The sequence below is a fragment of the Enterobacter genomosp. O genome (assembly GCF_001022965.1).
In the GTDB taxonomy this organism is placed as follows: domain Bacteria; phylum Pseudomonadota; class Gammaproteobacteria; order Enterobacterales; family Enterobacteriaceae; genus Enterobacter; species Enterobacter cloacae_L.
In genome coordinates this window covers 604142-626689 of sequence record NZ_LECZ01000026.1, presented here as the reverse complement: position 1 = coordinate 626689, position 22548 = coordinate 604142, and the positions used below count along the sequence as shown (strand labels likewise).

General features: G+C 57.9%; 21 protein-coding genes. 7 read left to right on the top strand and 14 right to left on the bottom strand.

What is annotated here, in order from left to right; all coding sequences use genetic code 11:
- Positions 1-130 precede the first annotated feature (130 nt).
- From ftsP to ABR39_RS16770, 4 genes are all read right to left on the bottom strand, one after another.
- Positions 131-1543: a cell division protein FtsP gene (gene ftsP / locus ABR39_RS16785; protein ID WP_047347840.1), complete on the bottom strand. Its 1413-nt coding sequence runs from the start codon at positions 1541-1543 to the stop codon at positions 131-133.
- 58 nt (positions 1544-1601) lie between these two features.
- Complete coding sequence (plsC, locus tag ABR39_RS16780; protein WP_029740707.1) at positions 1602-2339, bottom strand: 1-acylglycerol-3-phosphate O-acyltransferase; 738 nt, start codon at positions 2337-2339, stop codon at positions 1602-1604.
- Between the two features lie 162 nt (positions 2340-2501).
- The gene (gene parC / locus ABR39_RS16775) at positions 2502-4760 is read right to left on the bottom strand and encodes a DNA topoisomerase IV subunit A (RefSeq protein ID WP_047347839.1); all 2259 of its coding nucleotides are present in this window, start codon (positions 4758-4760) and stop codon (positions 2502-2504) included.
- A gap of 118 nt (positions 4761-4878) precedes the next feature.
- Positions 4879-5280, bottom strand: coding sequence for a YgiW/YdeI family stress tolerance OB fold protein (locus ABR39_RS16770; RefSeq protein ID WP_047347838.1), 402 nt, complete (start codon positions 5278-5280; stop codon positions 4879-4881).
- A gap of 138 nt (positions 5281-5418) precedes the next feature.
- On the opposite strand from ABR39_RS16770, the gene qseB reads away from it, so the two are divergent.
- The 5 genes from qseB to lysM all read left to right on the top strand — a co-directional run bounded on the left by qseB (position 5419) and on the right by lysM (position 9029).
- On the top strand, positions 5419-6078 hold the full coding sequence (qseB, locus tag ABR39_RS16765; RefSeq protein WP_047347837.1) for a quorum sensing response regulator transcription factor QseB: 660 nt from the start codon (positions 5419-5421) through the stop codon (positions 6076-6078).
- Entirely contained in the window at positions 6075-7412 is a 1338-nt protein-coding gene (qseC, locus tag ABR39_RS16760; RefSeq protein WP_047347836.1) for a quorum sensing histidine kinase QseC, read from the top strand. The genes qseB and qseC overlap by 4 nt, the downstream gene beginning before the upstream one ends.
- Positions 7413-7517: 105 nt before the next feature.
- Positions 7518-8099: an NAD(P)H-dependent oxidoreductase gene (locus ABR39_RS16755; RefSeq protein ID WP_047347835.1), complete on the top strand. Its 582-nt coding sequence runs from the start codon at positions 7518-7520 to the stop codon at positions 8097-8099.
- Between the two features lie 31 nt (positions 8100-8130).
- Complete coding sequence (locus ABR39_RS16750; protein WP_008502984.1) at positions 8131-8445, top strand: putative quinol monooxygenase; 315 nt, start codon at positions 8131-8133, stop codon at positions 8443-8445.
- Positions 8446-8588: 143 nt separating this feature from the next.
- Complete coding sequence (gene lysM / locus ABR39_RS16745; RefSeq protein ID WP_003862507.1) at positions 8589-9029, top strand: peptidoglycan-binding protein LysM; 441 nt, start codon at positions 8589-8591, stop codon at positions 9027-9029.
- Positions 9030-9046: 17 nt separating this feature from the next.
- Here the strand turns inward: lysM and ABR39_RS16740 are convergent, their stop codons facing one another.
- From ABR39_RS16740 to ABR39_RS16720, 5 genes are read right to left on the bottom strand one after another with little or no spacing between them, the layout of a single operon-like run.
- Positions 9047-9934 carry a MurR/RpiR family transcriptional regulator gene (locus ABR39_RS16740; protein ID WP_047347834.1) on the bottom strand — a complete coding sequence of 296 codons (888 nt, stop codon included), beginning with the start codon at positions 9932-9934 and terminating at the stop codon, positions 9047-9049.
- Positions 9931-10881, bottom strand: coding sequence for an iron-siderophore ABC transporter substrate-binding protein (locus ABR39_RS16735; protein ID WP_047348180.1), 951 nt, complete (start codon positions 10879-10881; stop codon positions 9931-9933). Before ABR39_RS16735 ends, ABR39_RS16740 begins: the two co-directional genes overlap by 4 nt.
- Positions 10882-10890: 9 nt before the next feature.
- Positions 10891-11931, bottom strand: coding sequence for a FecCD family ABC transporter permease (locus tag ABR39_RS16730; RefSeq protein WP_047347833.1), 1041 nt, complete (start codon positions 11929-11931; stop codon positions 10891-10893).
- Positions 11928-12911: a FecCD family ABC transporter permease gene (locus ABR39_RS16725; RefSeq protein ID WP_047347832.1), complete on the bottom strand. Its 984-nt coding sequence runs from the start codon at positions 12909-12911 to the stop codon at positions 11928-11930. Before ABR39_RS16725 ends, ABR39_RS16730 begins: the two co-directional genes overlap by 4 nt.
- Positions 12911-13720 (bottom strand): ABC transporter ATP-binding protein, encoded by an 810-nt coding sequence (locus ABR39_RS16720; RefSeq protein ID WP_047348179.1) that lies wholly within the window; start codon positions 13718-13720, stop codon positions 12911-12913. Before ABR39_RS16720 ends, ABR39_RS16725 begins: the two co-directional genes overlap by 1 nt.
- A gap of 385 nt (positions 13721-14105) precedes the next feature.
- On the opposite strand from ABR39_RS16720, the gene ABR39_RS16715 reads away from it, so the two are divergent.
- Positions 14106-16247 carry a TonB-dependent siderophore receptor gene (locus ABR39_RS16715; protein ID WP_047347831.1) on the top strand — a complete coding sequence of 714 codons (2142 nt, stop codon included), beginning with the start codon at positions 14106-14108 and terminating at the stop codon, positions 16245-16247.
- 102 nt (positions 16248-16349) lie between these two features.
- Here the strand turns inward: ABR39_RS16715 and parE are convergent, their stop codons facing one another.
- The 5 genes from parE to nudF are packed head-to-tail and all read right to left on the bottom strand — an operon-like array spanning position 16350 to position 20758.
- Complete coding sequence (parE, locus tag ABR39_RS16710; RefSeq protein WP_047347830.1) at positions 16350-18242, bottom strand: DNA topoisomerase IV subunit B; 1893 nt, start codon at positions 18240-18242, stop codon at positions 16350-16352.
- 28 nt (positions 18243-18270) lie between these two features.
- Positions 18271-18852 carry an esterase YqiA gene (gene yqiA / locus ABR39_RS16705; protein ID WP_047347829.1) on the bottom strand — a complete coding sequence of 194 codons (582 nt, stop codon included), beginning with the start codon at positions 18850-18852 and terminating at the stop codon, positions 18271-18273.
- Positions 18852-19679, bottom strand: a complete 828-nt coding sequence (gene cpdA / locus ABR39_RS16700) for a 3',5'-cyclic-AMP phosphodiesterase (RefSeq protein WP_047347828.1) — start codon at positions 19677-19679, stop codon at positions 18852-18854. The genes yqiA and cpdA overlap by 1 nt, the downstream gene beginning before the upstream one ends.
- A gap of 27 nt (positions 19680-19706) precedes the next feature.
- A complete protein-coding gene (locus tag ABR39_RS16695; RefSeq protein WP_014833293.1) occupies positions 19707-20129 on the bottom strand; it encodes a DUF1249 family protein in 423 nt (140 codons plus the stop codon).
- A complete protein-coding gene (nudF, locus tag ABR39_RS16690; protein WP_025758512.1) occupies positions 20126-20758 on the bottom strand; it encodes an ADP-ribose diphosphatase in 633 nt (210 codons plus the stop codon). The genes ABR39_RS16695 and nudF overlap by 4 nt, the downstream gene beginning before the upstream one ends.
- A 204-nt stretch (positions 20759-20962) precedes the next feature.
- Between nudF and tolC the strand changes: the two genes are divergently transcribed.
- Positions 20963-22441 (top strand): outer membrane channel protein TolC, encoded by a 1479-nt coding sequence (gene tolC / locus ABR39_RS16685; RefSeq protein ID WP_047347827.1) that lies wholly within the window; start codon positions 20963-20965, stop codon positions 22439-22441.
- The last annotated feature ends 107 nt before the right edge of the window (positions 22442-22548 follow it).

The window sequence follows — 22548 nt, the reverse complement described above, 5'->3', positions numbered from 1 at the left end:
GCTTCCGAAGAAAAAATAGACAAAAGGGCGGGGATTATACGCTGGATCATTGCGGGAAATGAAGGGGTATTATGCGGGGTGTTGTCCCCTCACCCCAACCCTCTCCCACAGGGAGAGGGAGAAAAAAACTTTACGGCGCTGGATTCACCAGCATCTGCCCCACGGAGCCCCTGTCCATCATCTCCAGCGTCTGGCTGTGGAACAGGAACGGGAAGTGCGGCCACGAAGGCTGACCATAGTAGACGAGCAGTTCGACCTGGCCATCCACCCAGACGGTATCCTTCCAGCCGCGATCTTCCGGGAACGGCATTGCGCCATTGACGTTGCGGATCAGGAATGACACCCCTTCAATATGGAACGACTGCGGCATATCCGAGCGAACCGTCCAGCGCTCCCAGGTCCCCTGCTGCGCGGTAATATCGATACGGTTAACGTCCCACAGCGCGCCGTTGATGCCCGGATCGTCGCCCAGGCTGATATCACGGCTGCGCACCGGCGAGCCGCTCATGATCTCCTGCGGCAGCAGGCGCATGGGCAGGCTATCGGTTACCAGCGGCAGCAGACCGGTCGGGCGCAGGGTCAGCACCAGCGTGGAAACAAGAATGCTCGACGGTTCAAAGAACCCGCGGATGCGATCCACAATGCTGGCCGCCTCGCCGCAGGTCAAAGACACTTCATCCCCGTTGGTCATATCAATGAGAATTTCACGACGTTCGCCCGGCGAGAGCGCCAGCTGTTTGACGGACACCGGCGCCGGTAAAAAGCCCTGGTCGCCGGAGATCACGTGCAGCGGGCGGCCATCGCTCATCTGGAGCTGATAGCGGCGCGAGTTAGAGGCGTTAAGCAAGCGCAGGCGCACCCAACCACGCGAGACCTCAACGTAGGGGCTTTGTGCACCGTTGACCAGCAGCGTATCGCCAACAAAGCCACCGCTGCCCGGCTCGCTGTATTCCGGCGTACCAAAATTATCCAGCCGTTTGTCCTGGATAATAATCGGGAAGTCGTCCACGCCGTAGTGGTTCGGGATCGGCAGAGCTTTACTGACCTCATCCTCAATAAGCCACATTCCGGCAAGGCCGTTATAGACCTGCTGAGCGGTGCGGTTAGGGGTGTTAGCGTGATACCACAGCGTGGCCGCACTCTGGCGGATTGGCAGCACGGGCGCCCAGTCAGCATTAGGTGACATCATGCGCGGGGCACCGCCCATCAACGGGCCAGGAACCTGTAAGCCGCTGACGGTCATGGCGACATTTTCAGCGGTACGGTTACTGTAGATGAGCTTAACGTCATCGCCATTCCACACGCGGATGGTCGGCCCAAGGTAGCGCCCGTTAATGCCCCAGATAGACGCACGCGTGCCCTGGGTAAAAGACCAGTGGCTACGCTGCAGGGTCAGGAATAGCGGCTGCCCACGACGGGATTCAATCAACGGCGGAATGGGCAGCGGCTGCTGCTGCCCGGCGGCGCTGGCTGTCAGCGGCATCGCACCCGCACAAAGGGCGATCCCCGAAGCCTGAATAAACTGACGCCGACTGAGTGACATATAAGCTCCATCTGAAACGACTAACAACGCGGGAATTCGTTTTCCCTTCAACGCCGGATTAAATCTTACCGGCGGCTTCTCTCTCTGCGACTTCTTTATCGAGCTGCGCAATATGCTGAGCCATCAGCTCACGGCAGTGTGCTGCCAGCTCGCGCACCTGGTCTTTACCGTATTTGCTGGTATCGACGGGTGGCAGCATTTCGACAATCACCAGCCCGTTATTCAGGCGGTTAAGATTAATCTTATTCGATGTATTGGAAACGCACACGGGAATAATTGGAACGCCCGCCGCAATTGCGGCATGGAACGCACCGGTTTTAAACGGCAGCAGGCCACGCCCACGGCTGCGCGTCCCTTCCGGAAACATCCAGATAGAGATTTTGCGCTTCTTAAAATGATTCACCACTTCGGCGATGGTGCTGTGCGCTTTCGCACGATTATTGCGGTCGATCAGCAGGTTACCGGTCAACCAGTACAGCTGACCGAAAAACGGGATCCACAGCAGGCTCTTTTTCCCCACCGTCACGGTCGGTGGTAAAACGATGTTTGCGGCGGTCACCATATCGTAGTTGTTCTGATGGTTAGCGATATAGATGGCGTTGCCGAAATTCTCAGCCCCTTCAGGCAGACGTTTTTCAACCTTCAGACCAAACAGCGGTGCCAGGCGACCGAACATATGGCCAAAGGTGGCAACATGCTTCGGATTACGCGGGCTGAACAGGCAATAGATGCAGCCGAAAATACAGACCAGAATGCAGTAGATAACGGTAAGAATGAGACGAACAATGTATAGCATAGCGACCTCTGAAGCCCCAACAGCTGACAATTATACTTCACCTGTGGCCAGGTAAGGACTTTATTACGAGCGCGTATTGTTAATCGCAACGCACGAATTAACAACGATTTTACGGGAAATTTTACTGAATTCCCCCTCCGGACGGAGGGGGGTATCACGACATTACTCTTCGCTGTCACCCGCGGTGCTGCGTGCAGGAGAGTCAATCTCCACGCGGTCAATACGCTGCAGACCGCGCATCAGCGAGCCACGGCGACCGCGCTCACCCACCACCTTCTGCAACTCTTCCGGGCGAAGTTTGATTTTACGCTTGCCGACATGAATGGTCAGCGTGCTCTGCGGCGGCAGAAGGAAGAGGTGCGCCAGGCCATCTTCGCCTTTCGCGGCTTCCGCCGACGGGATGTTGATGATCTTGTTGCCCTTGCCTTTTGACAGCTCCGGCAGATCGCTTACCGGGAACATCAGCATACGTCCGGCGGTGGTGATCGCCAGCAGCATGTCGCTTTCGTTCTCGATCACCAGCGGCGCCATCACGTGAGCGTTGTCCGGCAGGCTGATCAGCGCCTTACCGGCACGGTTACGAGAGACGAGATCGTTGAAGGTACAGATAAAACCGTACCCCGCATCAGACGCCAGGAGCAGCTTCTGGTCATCGGCTTCCATCAGCATATGGTCAACCGTCGCGCCCGGCGGCAGCGTCAGCTTACCGGTGAGCGGCTCGCCCTGACCGCGCGCGGAAGGCAGCGTGATCGGGTCGATGGCGTAGCTGCGACCGGTGGAGTCGATAAACGCCACCGGCTGGTTGCTCTTGCCCTTCACCGCCGCTTTGAAGCTGTCGCCCGCCTTGTAGCTGAGCCCCGGCGCGTCGATATCATGACCCTTGGCGCTGCGCACCCAGCCGCTCTGAGACAGGACAATGGTCACCGGCTCGGACGGCTGCATGTCGTGTTCGTTCATCGCCTTCGCTTCTTCGCGCTCGTGCAGCGGAGAGCGACGGTCATCGCCAAATGCGTCAGCATCGGCCTGCAGCTCTTTCTTCAGCAGGGTGTTCATCTTGCGCTCGGACGCGAGGATCGCCTGCAGCTGATCGCGCTCTTTTTCCAGCTCGTTCTGCTCGCCGCGGATTTTCATCTCTTCCAGTTTGGCGAGATGGCGCAGCTTCAGTTCGAGGATCGCTTCGGCCTGGGTTTCGCTGATACCAAAGCGAGACATCAGCGCGGGCTTCGGTTCGTCCTCGGTGCGGATGATCTCAATCACTTCGTCGATATTGAGGAACGCCACCAGCAAACCTTCGAGGATATGCAGGCGCTTAAGCACTTTCTCCAGACGGTGGTTCAGACGGCGGCGTACCGTATCGCGGCGGAACGTCAGCCATTCGCTGAGGATCTCCAGCAGGTTTTTCACCGCCGGGCGACCGTCGAGGCCGATCATGTTCAGGTTAATGCGGTAGCTTTTTTCCAGATCGGTGGTGGCGAACAGATGGTTCATCACCTGCTCCATATCCACGCGGTTAGAGCGCGGCACGATCACCAGACGGGTCGGGTTCTCGTGGTCGGATTCGTCGCGCAGGTCGTCCACCATCGGCAGCTTTTTATTGCGCATCTGGGCGGCGATCTGCTCCAGCACTTTCGCGCCGGAGACCTGATGCGGCAGCGCGGTGATCACCACGGCACCGTCTTCTTTATTCCACACCGCGCGCATGCGCACGGAGCCGCGACCGTTTTGGTAGATTTTGCGGATTTCCGCACGCGAGGTGATGATTTCGGCTTCGGTCGGGTAATCCGGCCCCTGCACGATATCCAGCAGCTCGTCCAGCGAGGTTTTCGGCTGTTCGATCAGGGTGATGGCGGCTTTCGCCACTTCACGCAGGTTGTGCGGCGGAATGTCCGTCGCCATACCGACCGCGATACCGGTGGTGCCGTTCAGCAGGATGTTCGGCAGACGCGCAGGCAGCATCTTCGGCTCTTGCATCGTACCGTCGAAGTTAGGTACCCAGTCAACGGTTCCCTGTCCCAGCTCGCCCAGCAGCACTTCGGCATATTTTGACAGGCGGGATTCGGTATAACGCATCGCCGCGAAGGATTTCGGATCGTCCGGTGCCCCCCAGTTCCCCTGCCCATCCACCAGCGGATAGCGGTAAGAGAACGGCTGGGCCATCAGCACCATCGCTTCATAACAGGCGCTGTCGCCGTGCGGATGGTATTTACCCAGCACGTCACCGACGGTACGTGCGGATTTCTTAAACTTGGCGGTGGCGTTCAGCCCCAGCTCGGACATCGCATAGACGATGCGGCGCTGAACGGGCTTCAGGCCATCCCCGATAAACGGCAACGCCCTGTCCATGATGACGTACATGGAGTAGTTCAGGTAGGCGTTTTCCGTGAATTCATGTAGCGCGAGGCGCTCTGCCATATCGCTCATTACGTGTGATTCCTCAACTCAGAAACCGATGGGTTTCAGGCAATATTGCCGCAGATACTACCCTATCTGGCGAGTTGAGTCACAAAGAAAAAGGGCCGCTTATGCGGCCCTTTCCGGGTTATTTGTTCAGCTTAATAACCTGCTTCACGTCGATTTCAAAATCGTTCCACTCTTTATCGACCTTGCCCTGGATTTCCACTTTATCCTGCGGGGTAACGGTCACGCCGTTCCAGCGCTTGTGGTCAATCTCGACGTTTACCGTGCCGGTCTCATCGCGGAAGGTGTAGCGGTCGTCGGACAGGCGCTGGGTGATGTTCCCGCGCAGCTTCACCCAGCTATCGTCCTTCATCTCTTTCACCTTCACCGCGGTGGTGAGGTTCGCATCATTATCGACAAAACCGCCTGCCTGCGTTTGGGTCTGGGTTGGCGCGGCAGACGGGCCGTTAAATCCGCCCTGCGCGGCAAAAACGGGGGCAGTGGTCATCATCATGATGGCGGCAATAGCAGCGAATTTTTTCATATTAACTCTCCCTTTAATCTGGTTTCGCAAACCATTTAACAGGGTAATCCTTAACAACTTCTTAAGGGAAAAATTTATTTATTTTTACTGTACAGCAGGCGCTTACAGAGGGTTTACTGGCGGCATCACGGAGGGAACATGCGCATTTTACTGGTAGAAGACGACACCTTAATCGGCGACGGTATTAAGACGGGATTAGGCAAAATGGGCTTTAGCGTGGACTGGTTTACCGATGGAAAAACCGGTCAGGCCGCACTGTATAGCGCGCCCTATGATGCCGTGGTGCTGGATCTGACGCTGCCGGAAGTCGACGGGCTTGAGATCCTGCGCGCGTGGCGCGAAAGCGGGCGCAGCGAGCCGGTACTGATCCTGACCGCGCGGGATGCGCTGAATCAGCGCGTCGAAGGGCTGCGCCTGGGCGCGGATGATTATCTCTGTAAGCCGTTCGCGCTGATTGAAGTGGGGGCTCGCCTCGAAGCGCTGGTCCGTCGCAGCCACGGCCAGGCGTGCAGCGCGCTACGCCACGGTAAGGTTACGCTCGATCCGACCCGCCTCGTCGCCACGCTGGACGGCGCTCCCCTGACGCTAAAGCCCAAAGAGTTCGCGCTGCTTGAGCTGTTAATGCGTAACGCGGGCCGGGTGCTGCCGCGAAAGCTTATCGAGGAAAAACTCTATACCTGGGACGATGACGTCTCCAGCAACGCCATCGAGGTTCACGTCCATCATCTGCGCCGCAAGCTTGGCAGCGAGTTTATCCGCACCGTGCACGGCATCGGCTATACCCTGGGTGACGCATGAAGCTGAGCCTGAAACTTCGCCTGACGATTCTCTTCCTGCTGCTGTCGCTTGCGGCCTGGTTTGCCGCCAGCCTGGTCGCCTGGCAGCAAACGACGCATAAGCTCGACAAGCTCTTTGATACCCAGCAGATGCTGTTTGCCAAACGGCTGCTGACGATGGATCTCGACGAGCTTCGCGCGCCTGAACGCATGCGCGAAGTGCCCAAGAAAGCCAAACACGGACACCTGGACGACGACGCGCTGGCGTTCGCCATCTACACCGTCGACGGCAAAATGATCCTCAACGACGGTGAAAACGGCCGCGATATTCCGTACCACTATCGCCGCGACGGGTTCGATAATGGGCAGCTGCAGGACGACAACGACGAATGGCGTTTCTTATGGCTGACGTCGCCTGACGGGAAGTACCGCGTGGTGGTCGGCCAGGAGTGGGAGTATCGGCAGGATATGGCGCTGGACGTGGTCAGCTCGCAGCTCACGCCGTGGCTGGTGGCGCTGCCCGTGATGCTGCTGTTGCTAATCGTCCTGTTAAGCCGCGAGCTGAAGCCGCTGAAAAAGCTGGCGCAGACGTTGCGTTCTCGTTCACCGGATGCCACCGATAAACTGCCGACGGAGGGCGTACCAACCGAAGTGCGTCCCCTGCTCGACGCGCTGAATCATCTCTTCGCGCGCACTCAGGAGATGATGACCCGCGAGCGCCGCTTTACCTCCGATGCCGCCCACGAATTGCGCAGCCCGCTGGCGGCCCTGAAGGTGCAAACCGACGTGGCGCAGCTTTCCCAGGACGATCCGCAGGCGCGGGAAAAAGCGCTGATGCAGCTGCATGCGGGTATTGACCGCGCCTCCCGGCTGGTGGATCAGCTCCTCACGCTGTCGCGTCTGGACTCGCTGGATAATCTCGACGATGTCGAACCGATTACCCTGGCCGATTTACTGCAGTCGGCCGTGCTGGATATCTGGCATCCGGCCCGGCAGGCAGGCATTGATATTCGCCTGAACATCCATGCGCCAGAGGTTACGCGCACGGGCCAGCAGCTGCTCCTGAGCCTGCTGGTGCGCAACCTGCTGGATAACGCGATTCGCTACAGCCCGCGCGGCAGCGTGGTGGACGTGACGCTGGATCCGCGCAGCTTTACCGTTCGCGACAACGGCCCCGGTATTTCACCCGACGCGCTGGCGCGCATCGGCGAACGCTTTTATCGTCCGCCGGGCCAGGATGCCACGGGCAGCGGGCTGGGGATATCTATCGTCAGACGCATTGCCGCCCTGCATGGGATGCACGTCTCGCTGAATAATGCGCCTGAAGGGGGCTTTGAAGTGAAGGTCGGCTGGTAAGGGATTATTGCATTTAACGCAAAAGACTTTGCACATTTTGCTTATTTTACCGCACCGTCCTCGCGCGTAGAATACTCGCCATACTCTCATCACCGAGGACAAATAATGAGCAACATTCTGATTATCAATGGCGCAAAAGAATTCGCGCACTCTAAAGGCCAGCTGAATGACACCCTGACCGAGGTCGCGGACGGTTTCCTGCGCGACGCCGGGCATGATGTTAAGGTCGTGCGCGCGGACAGCAATTACGACGTGAAGGCCGAAGTGCAGAACTTCCTGTGGGCCGACGTAGTGATCTGGCAGATGCCGGGCTGGTGGATGGGTGCGCCGTGGACCGTGAAAAAATACATGGACGACGTGTTCACCGAAGGCCACGGCTCACTGTATGCCAGCGACGGCCGTACCCGCTCCGATGCCTCTAAAAAATATGGTTCCGGCGGCCTGATTCAGGGCAAAAAATACATGCTGTCCCTGACCTGGAACGCGCCGATGGAAGCGTTCACAGAGAAAGATCAGTTCTTCGAAGGCGTGGGCGTTGACGGCGCGTACCTGCCGTTCCACAAGGCTAACCAGTTCCTGGGCATGGATCCGCTGCCGACCTTTATTGTCAACGACGTGATTAAAATGCCTGATGTCCCGAGCTATATCGCAGAATATCGCAAGCATCTCGCGGAAATTTTTGCTTAACTGGTACCCTGGAATTAAAGGAGTAGTCACAATGCTTACCGTTATTGCAGAAATCCGTACTCGTCCAGGTCAACATCACCGCCAGGCGGTGCTGGATCAGTTCGCGAAAATTATCCCGACCGTACTGAAAGAAGAAGGCTGCCACGGCTACGCGCCGATGGTGGATGCCGCCACTGACGCCAGCTTCCAGGCGACCGCACCAGACTCGATCATCATGGTTGAGCAGTGGGAAACCGTCGCGCATCTTGAAGCGCACCTGCAGACCGCACACATGAAAGCGTGGAGCGACGCAGTGAAGGGTGACGTGCTGGAAACCCACATCCGCATTCTGGAGCAAGGGGTTTAAGTTCCCCTCACCCCAGCCCTCTCCCACGGGGAGAGGGAGAACATACCAGGCCCGGTGTGCGTCAGCGCTACCGGGCTTTTTTTTATCGGCTTAAAACTCAACTGCTATGCTTATTCTGACTTCATGATTAACAGGAGGATGGAATGGGTCTTTTTAACTTCGTGAAAGAAGCAGGCGAAAAGCTATGGGATAACCTGACCGATCATAAAGGCCAGAGCGACAAAATCACCGAGCATCTCAAAAAACTCAATATTCCCGGTTCAGATAAGGTTCAGGTTAACGTCACCGACGGCAAAGCCAGCGTGACGGGCGACGGGCTGACCCAGGAGCAGAAAGAGAAAATCCAGGTTGCCGTCGGGAACATCGCGGGCGTCAGCGAGGTGGAGAACAACATCACCGCGACCGATGCCAAAGATGAAGCCACCTACTACACGGTGAAATCCGGCGATACGCTGAGCGCTATCTCCAAAACCGTGTACGGCGATGCCAACCAGTACAATAAGATTTTTGAGGCTAACCGCCCGATGCTCTCCAGCCCGGATAAAATCTATCCTGGCCAGACGCTGCGTATTCCTAAAGCGTGATCCGCGAGCCGGGGAAATCAGCTGCTTTTCTTCCCCGGTTTTAACCCACGGTGTAACTCGTTGATGCGCTTCATGGACTTGATGGTGCGCTGCGGCTCGGTGGAGGCGACGGATAAAATGATCATCTCCAGACACAGCAGCACCGTGCCGTGGAGCGGGATTTTGCCCTTTTCCCCGCCGCGCGGAACGTGGATCACCACGCTGGCCTCCTTACTGAAACGCGAATCAAGGGCGTTAGTCAGCAGGATAGTTGGAATACCCAGACGTTTAGCTTCACGCAGCGTGGTTTGCCCCTCCCGGTGCGCGGACTTCTGCGCCATCATCACCAGCACGTCGCCGCGCTGAAGCGCAATCAGCTGTTCCGCAAGCCCTATTCCGGTGCGGTTAAGCGGCGTGGCGGGTAACCCCATGCGGCTGAACAGCCTGGCGGTGTACTCGGCCAGAATGCCTGATGCACCAATGCCAAATATGGCGACCTGCTTCGCCTGCGCCAGCAGTGAAACCGCCTGCGCCATCGCGAAGCGGTTGTGCGGCTCGGATAACACGTTGCAGGTGTGTTGATGCCCCTCCAGCACAAAATCGATGCTCGCGTTGACGTCGCTGGCAAGCGTATTCACCGTGGTGGAGATCTTTTCGCTGGACGTCACCACCGGACCAAACCACTGCTCCAGGGTCTGCTTCAGATCGCGCAACCCGGCGAAACCCAGCGCCTGAATGGCGCGAACCACCGTGGCGTCCGAGGTTTTCAGCCCCGCAGCAATCTCCATTGCCGTCTGCTCCATCACCGCTTCGCGGTTGTCGTGGATATAGCGTGCGACCTGCAGCAGGCGCGGCGACAGCTGATGCGCGCGGGCGCGAAAGCGGTCGCCATAGACATCCACGCGTCCTTTCTCTTTGCGGATCACCGTGACGCCTCCGGCAGCGGACGCCCGGCAATCTGTGACTGCACCTGCGCGGCCATCAGCCCTAACGAGGCAAACGAATTCGAGATCGCCTCTTCGCGCGAGATCAGCACGTAATGCCCGGTCCGGCAGGCATTCAGGAACTGACACCAGCCCGGCATCACCGCATCCATCGCCGCCAGTTCGTCCTGCGGTTTATCGCCGGTATCCCCGCGCCAGGTGGCAAACACAAAATCGGCATCCAGCTCCGGCAGGCGCTCGGCGCTGACGTCAATCCGCCCACCTTCAGGAATGGAATCAATCAGCGGCGGGAAGGTGAACCCGGCATCACGCAGCACGCGGCCCAGCGAGTGGTAGCTGTGCATGGCGTTAATCTTCCCCTGATTCGCCTGAATCACGGACACGCTAATTTTGCGGGTATCCACCGTCGCTTTCAGCGCCTCGATCTGCTCCTGATAGCGACGCTCAAGTATCTTCAGCCGCGCCTGCGTGCCCGTGAGCTGCGCCAGCTTGCGGTAGATCTCCGGCGCGCCGCCGTCGAGATGATCGATGCTTACCGTCGGGGCAATTTTCGCCAGCTGATCCACCGGCGTGTTACGGGTCGGCTCGGTCACGATCAGGTCAGGCTTTGCGGCGGCGATCGCTTCAATGTCGATATCCGCCGTGCCGATAAATTTGATGTCGGAATTATTGAAGTCGACACCCGTCAACATCCCGCTGGAGCGCAGAAAATGGCTGCCGTCCGGCCGCGTACGGCCATGGCTCGCCACAGGCGGCACGCCTAGCTCAATCAGCGGAATGGTGATATCCAGATCGTGTAATGAGACAATCCGCTTCGGATGAACCGGCACAACGACTTTGCGTCCCAAATCGTCGGTAAATACCTGAGTCGGCTCCGCCGCGCTCACCGCAAACCCCACCAGCAACAGCATCGAAAATACTACGCGCATCATAGTCCCCTAAAATCTGTCCCGACGCTGCCAGAGCAGCAGCAGGAAAAACGGTCCGCCAATCAGTGAAATCACAATTCCCGCCGGCAGCTGCAGCGGGAGGAATGCCAGACGGCCAACGTTATCCGCCAGCAGCACCAGCAGCGCGCCCAGCACGGCGCTTCCCGCCAAGAGCGCGGTTTGCCCACCGCGCAGCAGCAGGCGTGCCATATGCGGGGCAATCAGCCCCACGAAACCAATACTGCCCACGCAGGAGACGCTGGCCGCCGTCAGCACTACCGGGGCGAGAACCCGCAGCAGCGCCAGCCGGGTTGTGCGAACGCCAAGGCCCGTAGCGGCCTGATTGCCGAGCAACGCCACGTCTGCGGCCCGCGCGGTAAACAGCAGCAGCGCAAACGCGGGAGCCGCCCAGAGTGCGGCCAGCCCCACCAGCGTCCAGTTGGCCGCGTGCAGGCTTCCCGCCAGCCAGAGCATCGCCGTCTGCACGTCGCGCACGTCAGCTGTGGTAATAAAGACGCCCATTGCCGCGGCAAACGCCCACGACACGCCGATGCCGATCAGGATGAATCGCGGGCGCGAGATATCGCGCGCCAGGGCGATAACCAGCAGCGCGGTGAGCAGCCCGCCAGCCATCCCGACCAGCGGGCGCCAGGCCAGGCCCAGCGCCGGAAACTGAAAAATCAGCAGCAGTACCGCCGCGCTACAGCCCTCTTTCACGCCGATAAGCCCCGGGTCAGCCAGGCCATTGCGGGTAATTGACTGCATTGCCGCACCTGCCATGCCGAGCATGGCGCCGCACAGTATCGCCATCAGCAGGCGCGGCAGGCGGATGTCCATCACGATGTAGCGCGCCTCCGCCGTCAGGCTTTCTGGGTAAAACAGCGCGCGCCCGATGGCGGAAGTGGGAATGGGCAGGGAACCGTGCGTCAGGCCAAAACCTGTCAGCAGGCAGGCGGCCAGCGCCAGGATGACCAGACACGCCAGCGCCTTTGGACGAACCAGCGCCGAGAAGGCGCCAACGCGCAGCGCACGCAGTCCGGCGCGGTTCATTTAAACATCCTCGAGGCCATGAAGATAAAGACGGGGGCACCAGCCAGCGCGGTCATGATGCCGGTTGCCAGCTCCCAGGGCGTAAACAGCGTGCGGGCAGCGATATCCGCCAGCAGCAGAACCAGCGCGCCGCACAGGGCGGACAGCGGCACCATCGCACGTAGATCGACCGACACCAGACGGCGAATAAGCTGCGGCACCACCAGGCCGATAAAACCAATCGGCCCGGCGATGGAGACGGCCGCGCCGCAGAGCAGCGCAATCGCCAGCAGGGCAAGCAGGCGGGTTTTCAGCAGCGACACGCCAAGCCCCTGGGCCATTCTGTCGCCCAGCGCCAGCATGTTGAGAGATGGCGACAGTCCGATAGCGAGAACTAAACCGGCTGCCGCGGCCCACAGGGCGCTCTGCAGCGTCTGGGCGTTAACCCCGGCTAAATCCCCTGCCAGCCAGGTACGCAGGGAGAGCAGCGTCTGTTCGTCCAGAATCAGCACGGCAGCGGTGACTGACGAGGCAAAAGCCGACATCGCGACGCCGCACAGGGTGATTTTCATCGGCGTGAGCCCGGTACGACCGGAAGAGGAGAACATCAGCACCAGCAAAAACAGCGTGGCGGCACCGGCGGCGGCAATAAGCGGCTGACCAACCGGCAGGGCCAGCCCCAGCGCGCTCGTCAGCACCACCGCCAGCGCCGCCCCGGCATTGAGCCCCAGAATATGCGGCTCGCCCAACGGGTTGCGGATGACCGACTGCAATAATACCCCCGCCACGCCCAGCGCCGCGCCGGTCACCGTTGCTGCAACGAGGCGTAACAGGCGCAGCCTGATGATGACGTTATGGTCGAAATTATGCGGGTCGAAAGCGAAAAAAGCCTGGGCCACCGTCCAGGGAGGAATAACGCGCGCGCCGATCCCGAGGTGTGCAACCGCTGCCGCCACCAGCAGGAGCGCAAAAAGGATAAATGCCAGAGACGTGCGCATCATCATTTTTCCACGACCTGACGAAAGGGCATAAAGAACGGTTTGCCGGTCAATGGGTTAATGGACATATGCACGTCGACATCGAACACCGCTTTAATTAGCTCCGGCGTGCAGACGTCGCCTTCATGCAATACCCCCTCCACTTTTCCCTGGCGTAAAAAGACCAGCGAATCGCCGTAGTTCACCGCGAAGTTGAGATCGTGGAGCACCACCACCACGGTACGTCCGTGCTGGCGGGTCAGGGTGTGCAGCAGCTCCAGGATCTCCACCTGATAGCGGAGGTCGAGAAATGTCGTGGGCTCATCCAGCAGGATATACGGCGTTTGCTGCGCCAGCGCCATGGCGATCCAGCAGCGCTGGCGCTGGCCGCCGGACAAGCTTTCGACCGGCAGATGCGCAAAGTCTGCCGTGCCGGTCAGGCGCAGGGCCTCTTCCACCGCCAGCTCGTCTTCGTCACTCCACTGACGCATAAAATTTTGCCAGGGAAACCGTCCGCGCGAGACCAGATCGAAGACGGTTAACCCTTCCGGCAGCAGCGGGGACTGAGGCAGAATGCCAAGCTGGCGGGCAACCGCTTTGGTTGGCTGCTCATGAATGGCTTTGCCGTCCAGCAGCGCGATTCCCCCAAGCGGCTGCAGCAGCCGCGCGATAGTGCTCAACAGCGTGGATTTCCCGCAGCCATTCGCCCCTACCAGCACCGTCATTTTCTGCTGAGGGATCGCAAGGGAGATCTCATCAATGATGATTTTTTTCTGATAGCCCGCAGAGAGGTTCTCCAGAACCAGTCCCGGTTTGTTTGTGTTGTGAGCCACGTGAACGCCAACGTAATGAAAAAAATAACAAATAAAAATAAAACTCATTCTCTTTTGAGAGTTTGACGCCGCGCTATGTAGTAGTCAAGAGAAGAAACACCCTGAAAACACAAGGGGTAAACGGAAGGCATTACAAAAAACATCAAACTAATAAAAGCTTCAATTTCAATGTATTGAATATTATTGCTCTGCACTTTTACGCACCGCTTATGGCTGTAGCTGATTTTTGATTTTTTCCATTTACTACTACATCCGCACATGATTGAATGATTCTCAATTACATGTTCGATGCCATTTCTGGCTAACGAGCAGACCATTAAGGGCAATGACTCACACATTCTTTCGCGAAACGTCATTCGCGGGATATTTCGGGATAACAGATGTAATGGCTACGTTCACACCTTCCCTCTCTGGGGTAAAAGGGCGCGCGCTCTTTTCACTGCTGTTTATGGCACCGCTGGTGCAGGCGGCAGACGCCACCGCGGCTAAAGACGGCGAAACGCTTACCGTCACCGCCGATCCAAATACCGTGGTGGAGGCCACGAATGGCTATCAGCCGCTGAATACCTCCACCGCCACGCTAACCAACATGCCGATGCTGGATATCCCGCAGGTGGTGAATACCGTCAGCGATAAAGTGCTGGGGGATCAGCACGCTACCACGCTGGATGAAGCGCTCTATAACGTCAGCAACGTGGTGCAGACCAACACCCTGGGCGGCACGCAGGATGCCTTTGTGCGCCGCGGATTTGGCGCGAACCGCGACGGCTCGATCATGACCAACGGCCTGCGCACCGTACTGCCGCGCAGCTTTAATGCCGCAACCGAGCGCGTGGAGGTGCTGAAAGGCCCGGCCTCAACGCTTTATGGCATTCTCGATCCGGGCGGCCTGATTAACGTCGTCACCAAACGCCCGGAGAAGACCTTCGGCGGTTCAATTTCTGCCACCTCCTCCAGCTTTGGCGGCGGCACCGGACAGGTAGACGTGACCGGCCCGATTGACGGCACGCGTCTGGCCTATCGCCTTACGGGCGAATATCAGGACGAGGATTACTGGCGTAATTTTGGCAACGAACGCAGCACCTTTATCGCCCCGTCGCTCACCTGGTTTGGCGACGATGCCACCGTGACCGTGCTCTATTCGCATCGCGACTATAAGACGCCGTTCGATCGCGGAACGATCTTCGATCTCAACACCAAACAGCCGGTGAATGTGGATCGCAAAACCCGCTTTGACGAGCCGTTTAATATCACCGACGGGCAGTCTGACCTCGCCCAACTTAACGCGGAATATCGCCTTAACAGCCAGTGGACCGCGAAGTTCGACTACAGCTTCAGCCAGGATAAATACAGCGATAACCAGGCCCGCGTGATGGCCTATGATTCAAAAACCGGCAACCTGACCCGCCGCGTGGACGCGACCCAGGGCTCGACCCAGCGCATGCACAGCACCCGCGCGGATTTGCAGGGGAACGTAGATATCGCAGGCTTTTACAATGAGATCCTGACCGGCGTGTCGTATGAGAATTACGATCTGCTGCGTACGGATATGCTCCGCTGTAAGAACGTTAAGGACTTCAACATTTACAACCCGAGTTACGGCAGCCTCGGCAAGTGCACCACCGTCTCGGCGTCCGACAGCGACCAGACGCTCAAGCAGGAGAGCTATTCCGCCTACGCGCAGGATGCCCTGTACCTGACCGATAACTGGATCGCCGTGGCAGGCATGCGCTATCAGTATTACACCCAGTACGCGGGCAAAGGCCGTCCGTTCAACGTCAATACCGACAGCCGCGATGAGCAGTGGACGCCGAAGCTGGGGCTGGTTTACAAGCTCACGCCATCCGTCTCGCTGTTTGCCAACTACTCACAAACGTTTATGCCGCAGTCGTCCATTGCGAGCTACATTGGCGACCTGCCGCCGGAAACGTCGAATGCTTACGAAGTGGGCGCCAAGTTTGACCTGTTCAACGGCATTACCGCCAACATTGCGCTGTTTGATATCCACAAGCGCAACGTGTTGTACACCGAGAGCATTGGAGATGAAACCGTCGCCAAAACCGCGGGCCGCGTGCGCTCTCAGGGCGTTGAAGTGGATCTTGCCGGGTCATTGACCGAAAACACGAATATCATCGCCAGCTACGGCTATACCGACGCGAAAGTGCTGGAAGATCCGGACTATGCCGGCAAACCGCTGCCTAACGTGCCGCGCCACACCGGCTCCCTGTTCCTGACCTACGATATTCACAATGCGTTTGCCGGAAATACCCTGACGCTCGGCGGCGGCGGGCACGGCGTGAGCCGTCGCTCAGCGACCAACGGGGCGGATTACTACCTGCCGGGGTATGTCGTAGCGGATGCGTTTGCGGCGTATAAGATGAAGCTGCAGTATCCGGTGACGCTGCAGGTCAACGTGAAGAACCTGTTTGATAAGACCTACTACACCTCATCTATCGCGACCAACAACCTGGGCAACCAGATTGGCGATCCGCGCGAAGTGCAGTTTACGGTGAAGATGGAGTTTTGATTTCAGTGCGGGGTGTTCCCCTCACCCTAACCCTCTCCCCAAAGGGGAGAGGGGAATTAAACACCCTCTCCCCTTTGGGGAGAGGGCTGGGGTGAGGGGACATCAGGCCTCGATATCCGCCATATCGCCTTTCTCCTGCAGCCAGTTACGTCGGTCTTCCGAACGTTTCTTGGCAAGGAGCATATCCATCATGGCGTTGGTTTGCTGTTCGTCTTCGTCGCTGATCGTTAGCTGTACCAGACGGCGCGTGTTCGGATCCAGCGTCGTTTCGCGCAGCTGCATCGGGTTCATCTCGCCCAGCCCTTTAAAGCGCTGAACGTTAGGCTTGCCCTTCTTACGCTTGAGCTGCTCCAGCACGCCCGCTTTCTCTTCTTCCGTCAGCGCGTAGTAAACCTCTTTGCCAAGGTCGATACGGTACAGCGGCGGCAGCGCCACGTGGACGTGACCGTTTTTCACCAGCGTACGGAAGTGCTTCACAAACAGCGCGCACAGCAGCGTGGCGATGTGCAGACCATCGGAGTCCGCATCCGCGAGGATACAGATCTTGCCATAGCGCAGCTGGCTCAGATCGTCGCTGTCGGGATCGATGCCGATCGCTACCGAAATATCGTGGACTTCCTGCGAGGCCAGCACTTCATCTGAAGAGACCTCCCAGGTGTTCAGGATCTTACCCTTGAGCGGCATGATCGCCTGATATTCGCGATCGCGCGCCTGCTTGGCCGATCCGCCTGCCGAGTCCCCTTCCACGAGGAAGAGCTCGGTACGGTTGAGATCCTGCGCGGTACAGTCCGCCAGCTTGCCCGGCAGCGCGGGGCCACTGGTCAGCTTTTTACGCACCACTTTCTTTGCGGCGCGCAGACGACGCTGGGCGCTGGAAATGGCCATTTCAGCCAGCATCTCTGCCGCCTGAACGTTCTGGTTCAGCCACAGGGTAAACGCATCTTTCACCACGCCGGAGACGAACGCCGCACACTGGCGTGACGACAGGCGCTCTTTGGTCTGGCCGGCAAACTGCGGATCCTGCATCTTCACGGAGAGCACGTAGGCGCAGCGATCCCAGATATCTTCCGCCGACAGCTTCACGCCGCGCGGCAGGATATTGCGGTATTCGCAGAACTCACGCATTGCATCCAGCAGACCCTGACGCAGGCCGTTGACGTGGGTACCGCCGAGCATGGTTGGGATCAGGTTAACGTAGCTTTCGGTCAGCAGCTCGCCACCTTCAGGCAGCCACAGCAGCGCCCAGTCCACGGCTTCGGTATCGCCGCTAAAGTTACCGACAAACGGTTTTTCCGGCAGCGTTGGCAGGCCGTTTACCGCTTCGCACAGGTAGTCGTTCAGACCATCGGCGTAGCACCAGGTTTGTGCGGTATTGTTAACGTGATCGGTAAAGGTGATTTCTACGCCCGGACACAGCACCGCTTTGGCTTTAAGCAGGTGCGTCAGGCGAGAAACGGAAAAGCGCGGGCTGTCGAAGAAGCTTTCGTCAGGCCAGAAGTGGACGCTGGTGCCGGTGTTGCGTTTACCGCACGTGCCGACAACCTGCAGATCCTGCACCTTATCGCCGTTTTCAAAGGCGATGTTATAGACCTGGCCGTCGCGACGGACGTTCACTTCCACGCGTTTGGACAGGGCGTTGACGACGGAAATGCCCACGCCGTGCAGGCCACCGGAGAACTGGTAGTTCTTGTTGGAGAACTTACCGCCCGCATGCAGGCGACAGAGGATCAGCTCAACGGCTGGCACACCCTCTTCCGGGTGGATATCCACCGGCATGCCGCGCCCGTCGTCGATGACTTCCAGCGACTGATCGGCATGCAGGATGACATCAACGCGTTTGGCATGGCCCGCCAGCGCTTCGTCCACACTGTTATCAATAACTTCCTGGCCCAGATGGTTTGGGCGCGTCGTATCGGTGTACATCCCCGGGCGGCGGCGAACCGGCTCAAGCCCGGTGAGGACCTCAATGGCATCAGCGTTATAGGTTTGCGTCATGATTTAAACTAGCAATTCGCATTGATTGTCAGTGGCTGTGCAGTCCAAGAAAATCGACAATCTGGGTGAAATGATTCTCAAAGCCCGTGAAAGCATGGTTTCCGCCCTCTTCTATAGTCTGGCGGCAGGATGCGTAATACGCCACTGCCTGGCGGTAATCCAGCACTTCATCTCCCGTCTGTTGCAGCAGCCAGATAAGATCCGGTGCCTCAAGCGGGTCGACCTGCATAACTTTGAGATCGTAAATATGGCGTGACTCTAGCACATATTGCTGGCCGGTGTAGGGGTTCTCGTTTTCGCCGAGAAAGTCCCGCAGCAGCTCAAATGGCCGTACCGCCGGATTAACCACAACGGCGGGCAGCATGAAGCATTGCGAGAGCCAGGTGGCGTAGTACCCGCCCAACGATGAGCCGACCACACCGAATGATTCTCCGCCGTGCCCGAGCACGATAGATTCCAGCATTTCCGCGGCCTGGGCCGGGTAAGGCGGTAGCTGTGGGATGATCATCTCAACGTCGGGGTGATGCTCGCTCAGCCACTGGCGAAACTGTGTCGCTTTTGCGGAGCGCGGCGAGCTGTTGAATCCGTGCAGATAAAGGAGCGTAGACATCAATAGCCTTCTGAAGCGGTGTCCGGGCGGAATTGCGCGCCGGTTAAACGACAGACTTCCGTGGTCAGCGTGCCATCGGCATGCAGTTCCAGCCAGCGCCAGCCTGGCGCGATGGTATCCAGCGTAAAGTTGGCGCAGTGCGGCTTAAACTGAACGCACGTCGACGGCGTCGCCAGCATCCGACGTCCGTTCCAGTCGAGATCCTGTTCCTGATGAATATGCCCACACAGCAGATTTTTCACCCGCGGAAACTTCGCCAGCACGCGATCCAGCGCCGCGGAGTTGCGCAGGCTGTGTTGATCGAGCCAGCTGCACCCGGCAGGCAGAGGATGATGATGAAGCAGCAACAGCGTATGACGTGCAGGTTCAGCAGCCAGTTTGGTCTCCAGCCAGTCGAGTTGAAACTCGCTTAACTCACCGTGCGGGACGCCGAACACCTGGCTGTCCAGCAGCAGGATCTGCCACTGTTCGCCCGCAAAAACGCATTTCGCCGGAGAGATCCCCGCATCATGGAGGGAACTGTACATCGCGGGCTGGAAATCATGATTTCCCGGCAGCCAGACGCAAGGTACGCTAAAGCTCGCGATGCCTTCAGCAAAATGCTGGTAGGCCGCGGAGGATTGATCCTGCGCCAGATCGCCGGTTGCGACAATCAGATCGCATACACGATTTTCAGCGTGAATGGCGCTCAGTACCGCCTGATAACTCTCCCAGGTGTTGACCCCCAGTAGCGTCTCATGCTTTTCGGCAAAAAGGTGGGTATCGGTGATTTGTAATATCCTGACTGGCGCCCCACCAGCAACAGTCAGGTTCAACAGGCTTTCCAAATGGTGTCCTTAGGTAGGTTTATGACGCTAACAAACCGGAATCGCCATTGCTCCATGTGCTAAACAATATCTTAGCCAGTCGGCTAAAAACTGGTTAATTTGATGCTTTTCGTCGCGTTGATGCAACTTTTTATTCGGGTAATCATACCGCGCCTTGAAGCGAAAGATCTGCTGGCTCGAACACACTTCAGCGACCATCGCGTCGTGATAGAGGCGAACCGTCATCGACGGCAGGCTCCAGTAGCTAATGCTGGGTGCCGTTTGCTCAATCTCCACCAGCGTAGTGTAGCGCGTTGATTCTGTTATCGTTAACCGATACTGCGCGTTGCTCACCTGATAGCTTACCGTTTCGCCGGGTGCGTCGTTTTTCGGCAGCAGGCGGCGCAATTGTGCGAAATTGGTTTCGCACAGGCGCATCATTTCTGGGAAGTCAGGCGTATAGCGCTTCATTTTTTCCACTCGTTTCGTAATGTCTGATAATGCAGCTGTAGCCATTGCAGGGCGATGACAGACGCTGCGTTGTCGATTTTCCCCTCTTCTACCCACTGATAAGCCTGCTCCCGGCTCACCACATGAACCCGAATATCTTCGTTTTCATCTGCCAGACCGTGGATCCCTTCCGCCGTCGTGGCGTCCACTTCACCCACCATAATGGACAAGCGCTCGCTGGTGCCTCCCGGGCTTGCAAGATAGCTCAGCACCGGTTTTGTGCGGCCCACCACCAGCCCCGCCTCTTCCAGCGCCTCGCGCCGGGCGACGTCTTCGACCGATTCACCTTCTTCGATCATCCCGGCCACCATCTCCAGCAGCCACGGGCTCTCGCTCACGTCATAAGCAGCTATGCGGATCTGTTCCACCAGCACAACTTCATCGCGCACTGGGTCAAAGGGTAGCAAGACTGCCGCATGCCCGCGCTCAAAAATTTCGCGTCTGATTTCGCCGCTCATTTCACCGTTAAACAGGCGATGCCTGAAACGGTAAAGTTCCATTGAAAAAAAACCGCTATAAAGCGTTTCTCGTGCAATAATTTCTACATCGTTTTTGGCGAATGTCACGGGCAACTTTTCTGGTTTTTGCATGAGTCGAGTCCTGGTAGCAATGGTGATGAAATTATGAATTTCAAGGCTGTTTGGCTGCCGTTTGTAAGGCTATATGATAGATTGGTGCAAATTACCGCCAGATGGCACGTAACGCCAACCTTTTGGTGTGGATGATTCTGTTAGAATCGGCAATTATTTTTTAATTAGATCAGCGCTAATACTGCTTCACAACAAGGAATGCAAATGAAGAAATTGCTCCCCATCCTTATCGGCCTGAGCCTGACGGGCTTCAGTGCAATGAGCCAGGCGGAAAACCTGTTACAGGTCTACCAGCAGGCACGTCTGGGCAACCCTGATTTACGTAAATCAGCGGCCGATCGTGATGCTGCGTTTGAAAAGATTAACGAAGCGCGTAGCCCATTGCTGCCACAGTTAGGTTTAGGTGCAGATTATACCTACAGCAACGGTTTCCGCGACGCTAACGGCGTTAACTCCAATGCTACCAGCGCCTCACTGCAATTAACACAGACGCTGTTTGATATGTCCAAATGGCGCGCCCTGACCCTGCAGGAAAAGAGCGCGGGTATCCAGGATGTGACCTATCAGACCGACCAGCAAACGCTGATCCTGAACACTGCAACGGCTTACTTTAACGTACTGAGCGCGATTGACGCGCTGTCCTACACCGAAGCGCAGAAACAGGCGATTTACCGTCAGTTAGATCAAACCACCCAGCGTTTCAACGTGGGTCTGGTGGCGATCACCGACGTGCAGAACGCCCGTTCACAGTACGACACCGTGCTGGCCAACGAAGTGACCGCGCGTAACAATCTCGATAACGCGCTGGAATCTCTTCGCCAGGTTACCGGGAATTACTATCCTGAACTGGCGTCCCTGAACGTCGACAGCTTTAAAACGGATAAACCGCAGGCCGTTAACGCCCTGCTGAAAGAAGCGGAAAACCGCAACCTGACCTTGCTGCAGGCGCGTCTGAGCCAGGACCTGGCCCGCGAGCAAATTCGTCAGGCGCAGGACGGCCATCTGCCAACCCTGAGCCTGAGCGCGTCTACCGGTGTCTCTGATACGACCTATAGCGGTTCTAAAACCAACTCAGCCCAGTACGACGACAGCAACCAGGGTCAGAACAAAGTGGGCCTGAGCTTCTCCCTGCCGCTGTACCAGGGCGGTCAGGTCAACTCCCAGGTGAAACAGGCGCAGTACAACTTTGTTGGCGCGAGCGAGCAGCTGGAAAGCGCCCACCGCAACGTGGTGCAGACCGTGCGTTCTTCTTTCAATAACGTGAACGCGTCGATCAGCAGCATCAACGCCTATAAACAGGCCGTTGTGTCTGCACAGAGCTCCCTGGATGCGATGGAAGCGGGTTACTCCGTCGGTACACGTACTATCGTTGACGTGCTGGACGCGACCACCACGCTTTATAACGCGAAACAGCAGCTCTCCAGCGCACGTTACCAGTACCTGATTAACCAGCTGAATATCAAACAGGCTCTGGGTACGCTGAACGAGCAAGACCTGCAGATGCTGAACAGCGCGCTGGGTAAACCGGTCTCCACCTCTCCGGACAGCGTTGCACCGGAGAACCCGGAGCAGGTTGCCGCAGTTGATAACTTCAACGGTGACAGCAATACCCCTGCTGCACAGCCAGCTGCCGCGCGTACCACTACGCCTGCCAGCAAAGGCAATAATCCGTTCCGTAATTAAGCATTGCCCGATGGCGCTTCGCTTATCGGGCCTACTTGATCGTAGGCCGGGTAAGCGCAGCGCCACCCGGCGCAAAATCACACCCGAACGTAAGCCAACGTAAAGAT

What these genes read in the sequence shown, in the direction of transcription:
- ftsP (WP_047347840.1), bottom strand. Translation starts at nt 1,543, where the DNA reads ATGTCACTCAGTCGGCGTCAGTTTATTCAGGCTTCGGGGATCGCCCTT.
- plsC (WP_029740707.1), bottom strand. Translation starts at nt 2,339, where the DNA reads ATGCTATACATTGTTCGTCTCATTCTTACCGTTATCTACTGCATTCTG.
- parC (WP_047347839.1), bottom strand. Translation starts at nt 4,760, where the DNA reads ATGAGCGATATGGCAGAGCGCCTCGCGCTACATGAATTCACGGAAAAC.
- ABR39_RS16770 (WP_047347838.1), bottom strand. Translation starts at nt 5,280, where the DNA reads ATGAAAAAATTCGCTGCTATTGCCGCCATCATGATGATGACCACTGCC.
- qseB (WP_047347837.1), top strand. Translation starts at nt 5,419, where the DNA reads ATGCGCATTTTACTGGTAGAAGACGACACCTTAATCGGCGACGGTATT.
- qseC (WP_047347836.1), top strand. Translation starts at nt 6,075, where the DNA reads ATGAAGCTGAGCCTGAAACTTCGCCTGACGATTCTCTTCCTGCTGCTG.
- ABR39_RS16755 (WP_047347835.1), top strand. Translation starts at nt 7,518, where the DNA reads ATGAGCAACATTCTGATTATCAATGGCGCAAAAGAATTCGCGCACTCT.
- ABR39_RS16750 (WP_008502984.1), top strand. Translation starts at nt 8,131, where the DNA reads ATGCTTACCGTTATTGCAGAAATCCGTACTCGTCCAGGTCAACATCAC.
- lysM (WP_003862507.1), top strand. Translation starts at nt 8,589, where the DNA reads ATGGGTCTTTTTAACTTCGTGAAAGAAGCAGGCGAAAAGCTATGGGAT.
- ABR39_RS16735 (WP_047348180.1), bottom strand. Translation starts at nt 10,881, where the DNA reads ATGCGCGTAGTATTTTCGATGCTGTTGCTGGTGGGGTTTGCGGTGAGC.
- ABR39_RS16730 (WP_047347833.1), bottom strand. Translation starts at nt 11,931, where the DNA reads ATGAACCGCGCCGGACTGCGTGCGCTGCGCGTTGGCGCCTTCTCGGCG.
- ABR39_RS16725 (WP_047347832.1), bottom strand. Translation starts at nt 12,911, where the DNA reads ATGATGCGCACGTCTCTGGCATTTATCCTTTTTGCGCTCCTGCTGGTG.
- ABR39_RS16715 (WP_047347831.1), top strand. Translation starts at nt 14,106, where the DNA reads ATGGCTACGTTCACACCTTCCCTCTCTGGGGTAAAAGGGCGCGCGCTC.
- parE (WP_047347830.1), bottom strand. Translation starts at nt 18,242, where the DNA reads ATGACGCAAACCTATAACGCTGATGCCATTGAGGTCCTCACCGGGCTT.
- yqiA (WP_047347829.1), bottom strand. Translation starts at nt 18,852, where the DNA reads ATGTCTACGCTCCTTTATCTGCACGGATTCAACAGCTCGCCGCGCTCC.
- ABR39_RS16695 (WP_014833293.1), bottom strand. Translation starts at nt 20,129, where the DNA reads ATGAAGCGCTATACGCCTGACTTCCCAGAAATGATGCGCCTGTGCGAA.
- nudF (WP_025758512.1), bottom strand. Translation starts at nt 20,758, where the DNA reads ATGCAAAAACCAGAAAAGTTGCCCGTGACATTCGCCAAAAACGATGTA.
- tolC (WP_047347827.1), top strand. Translation starts at nt 20,963, where the DNA reads ATGAAGAAATTGCTCCCCATCCTTATCGGCCTGAGCCTGACGGGCTTC.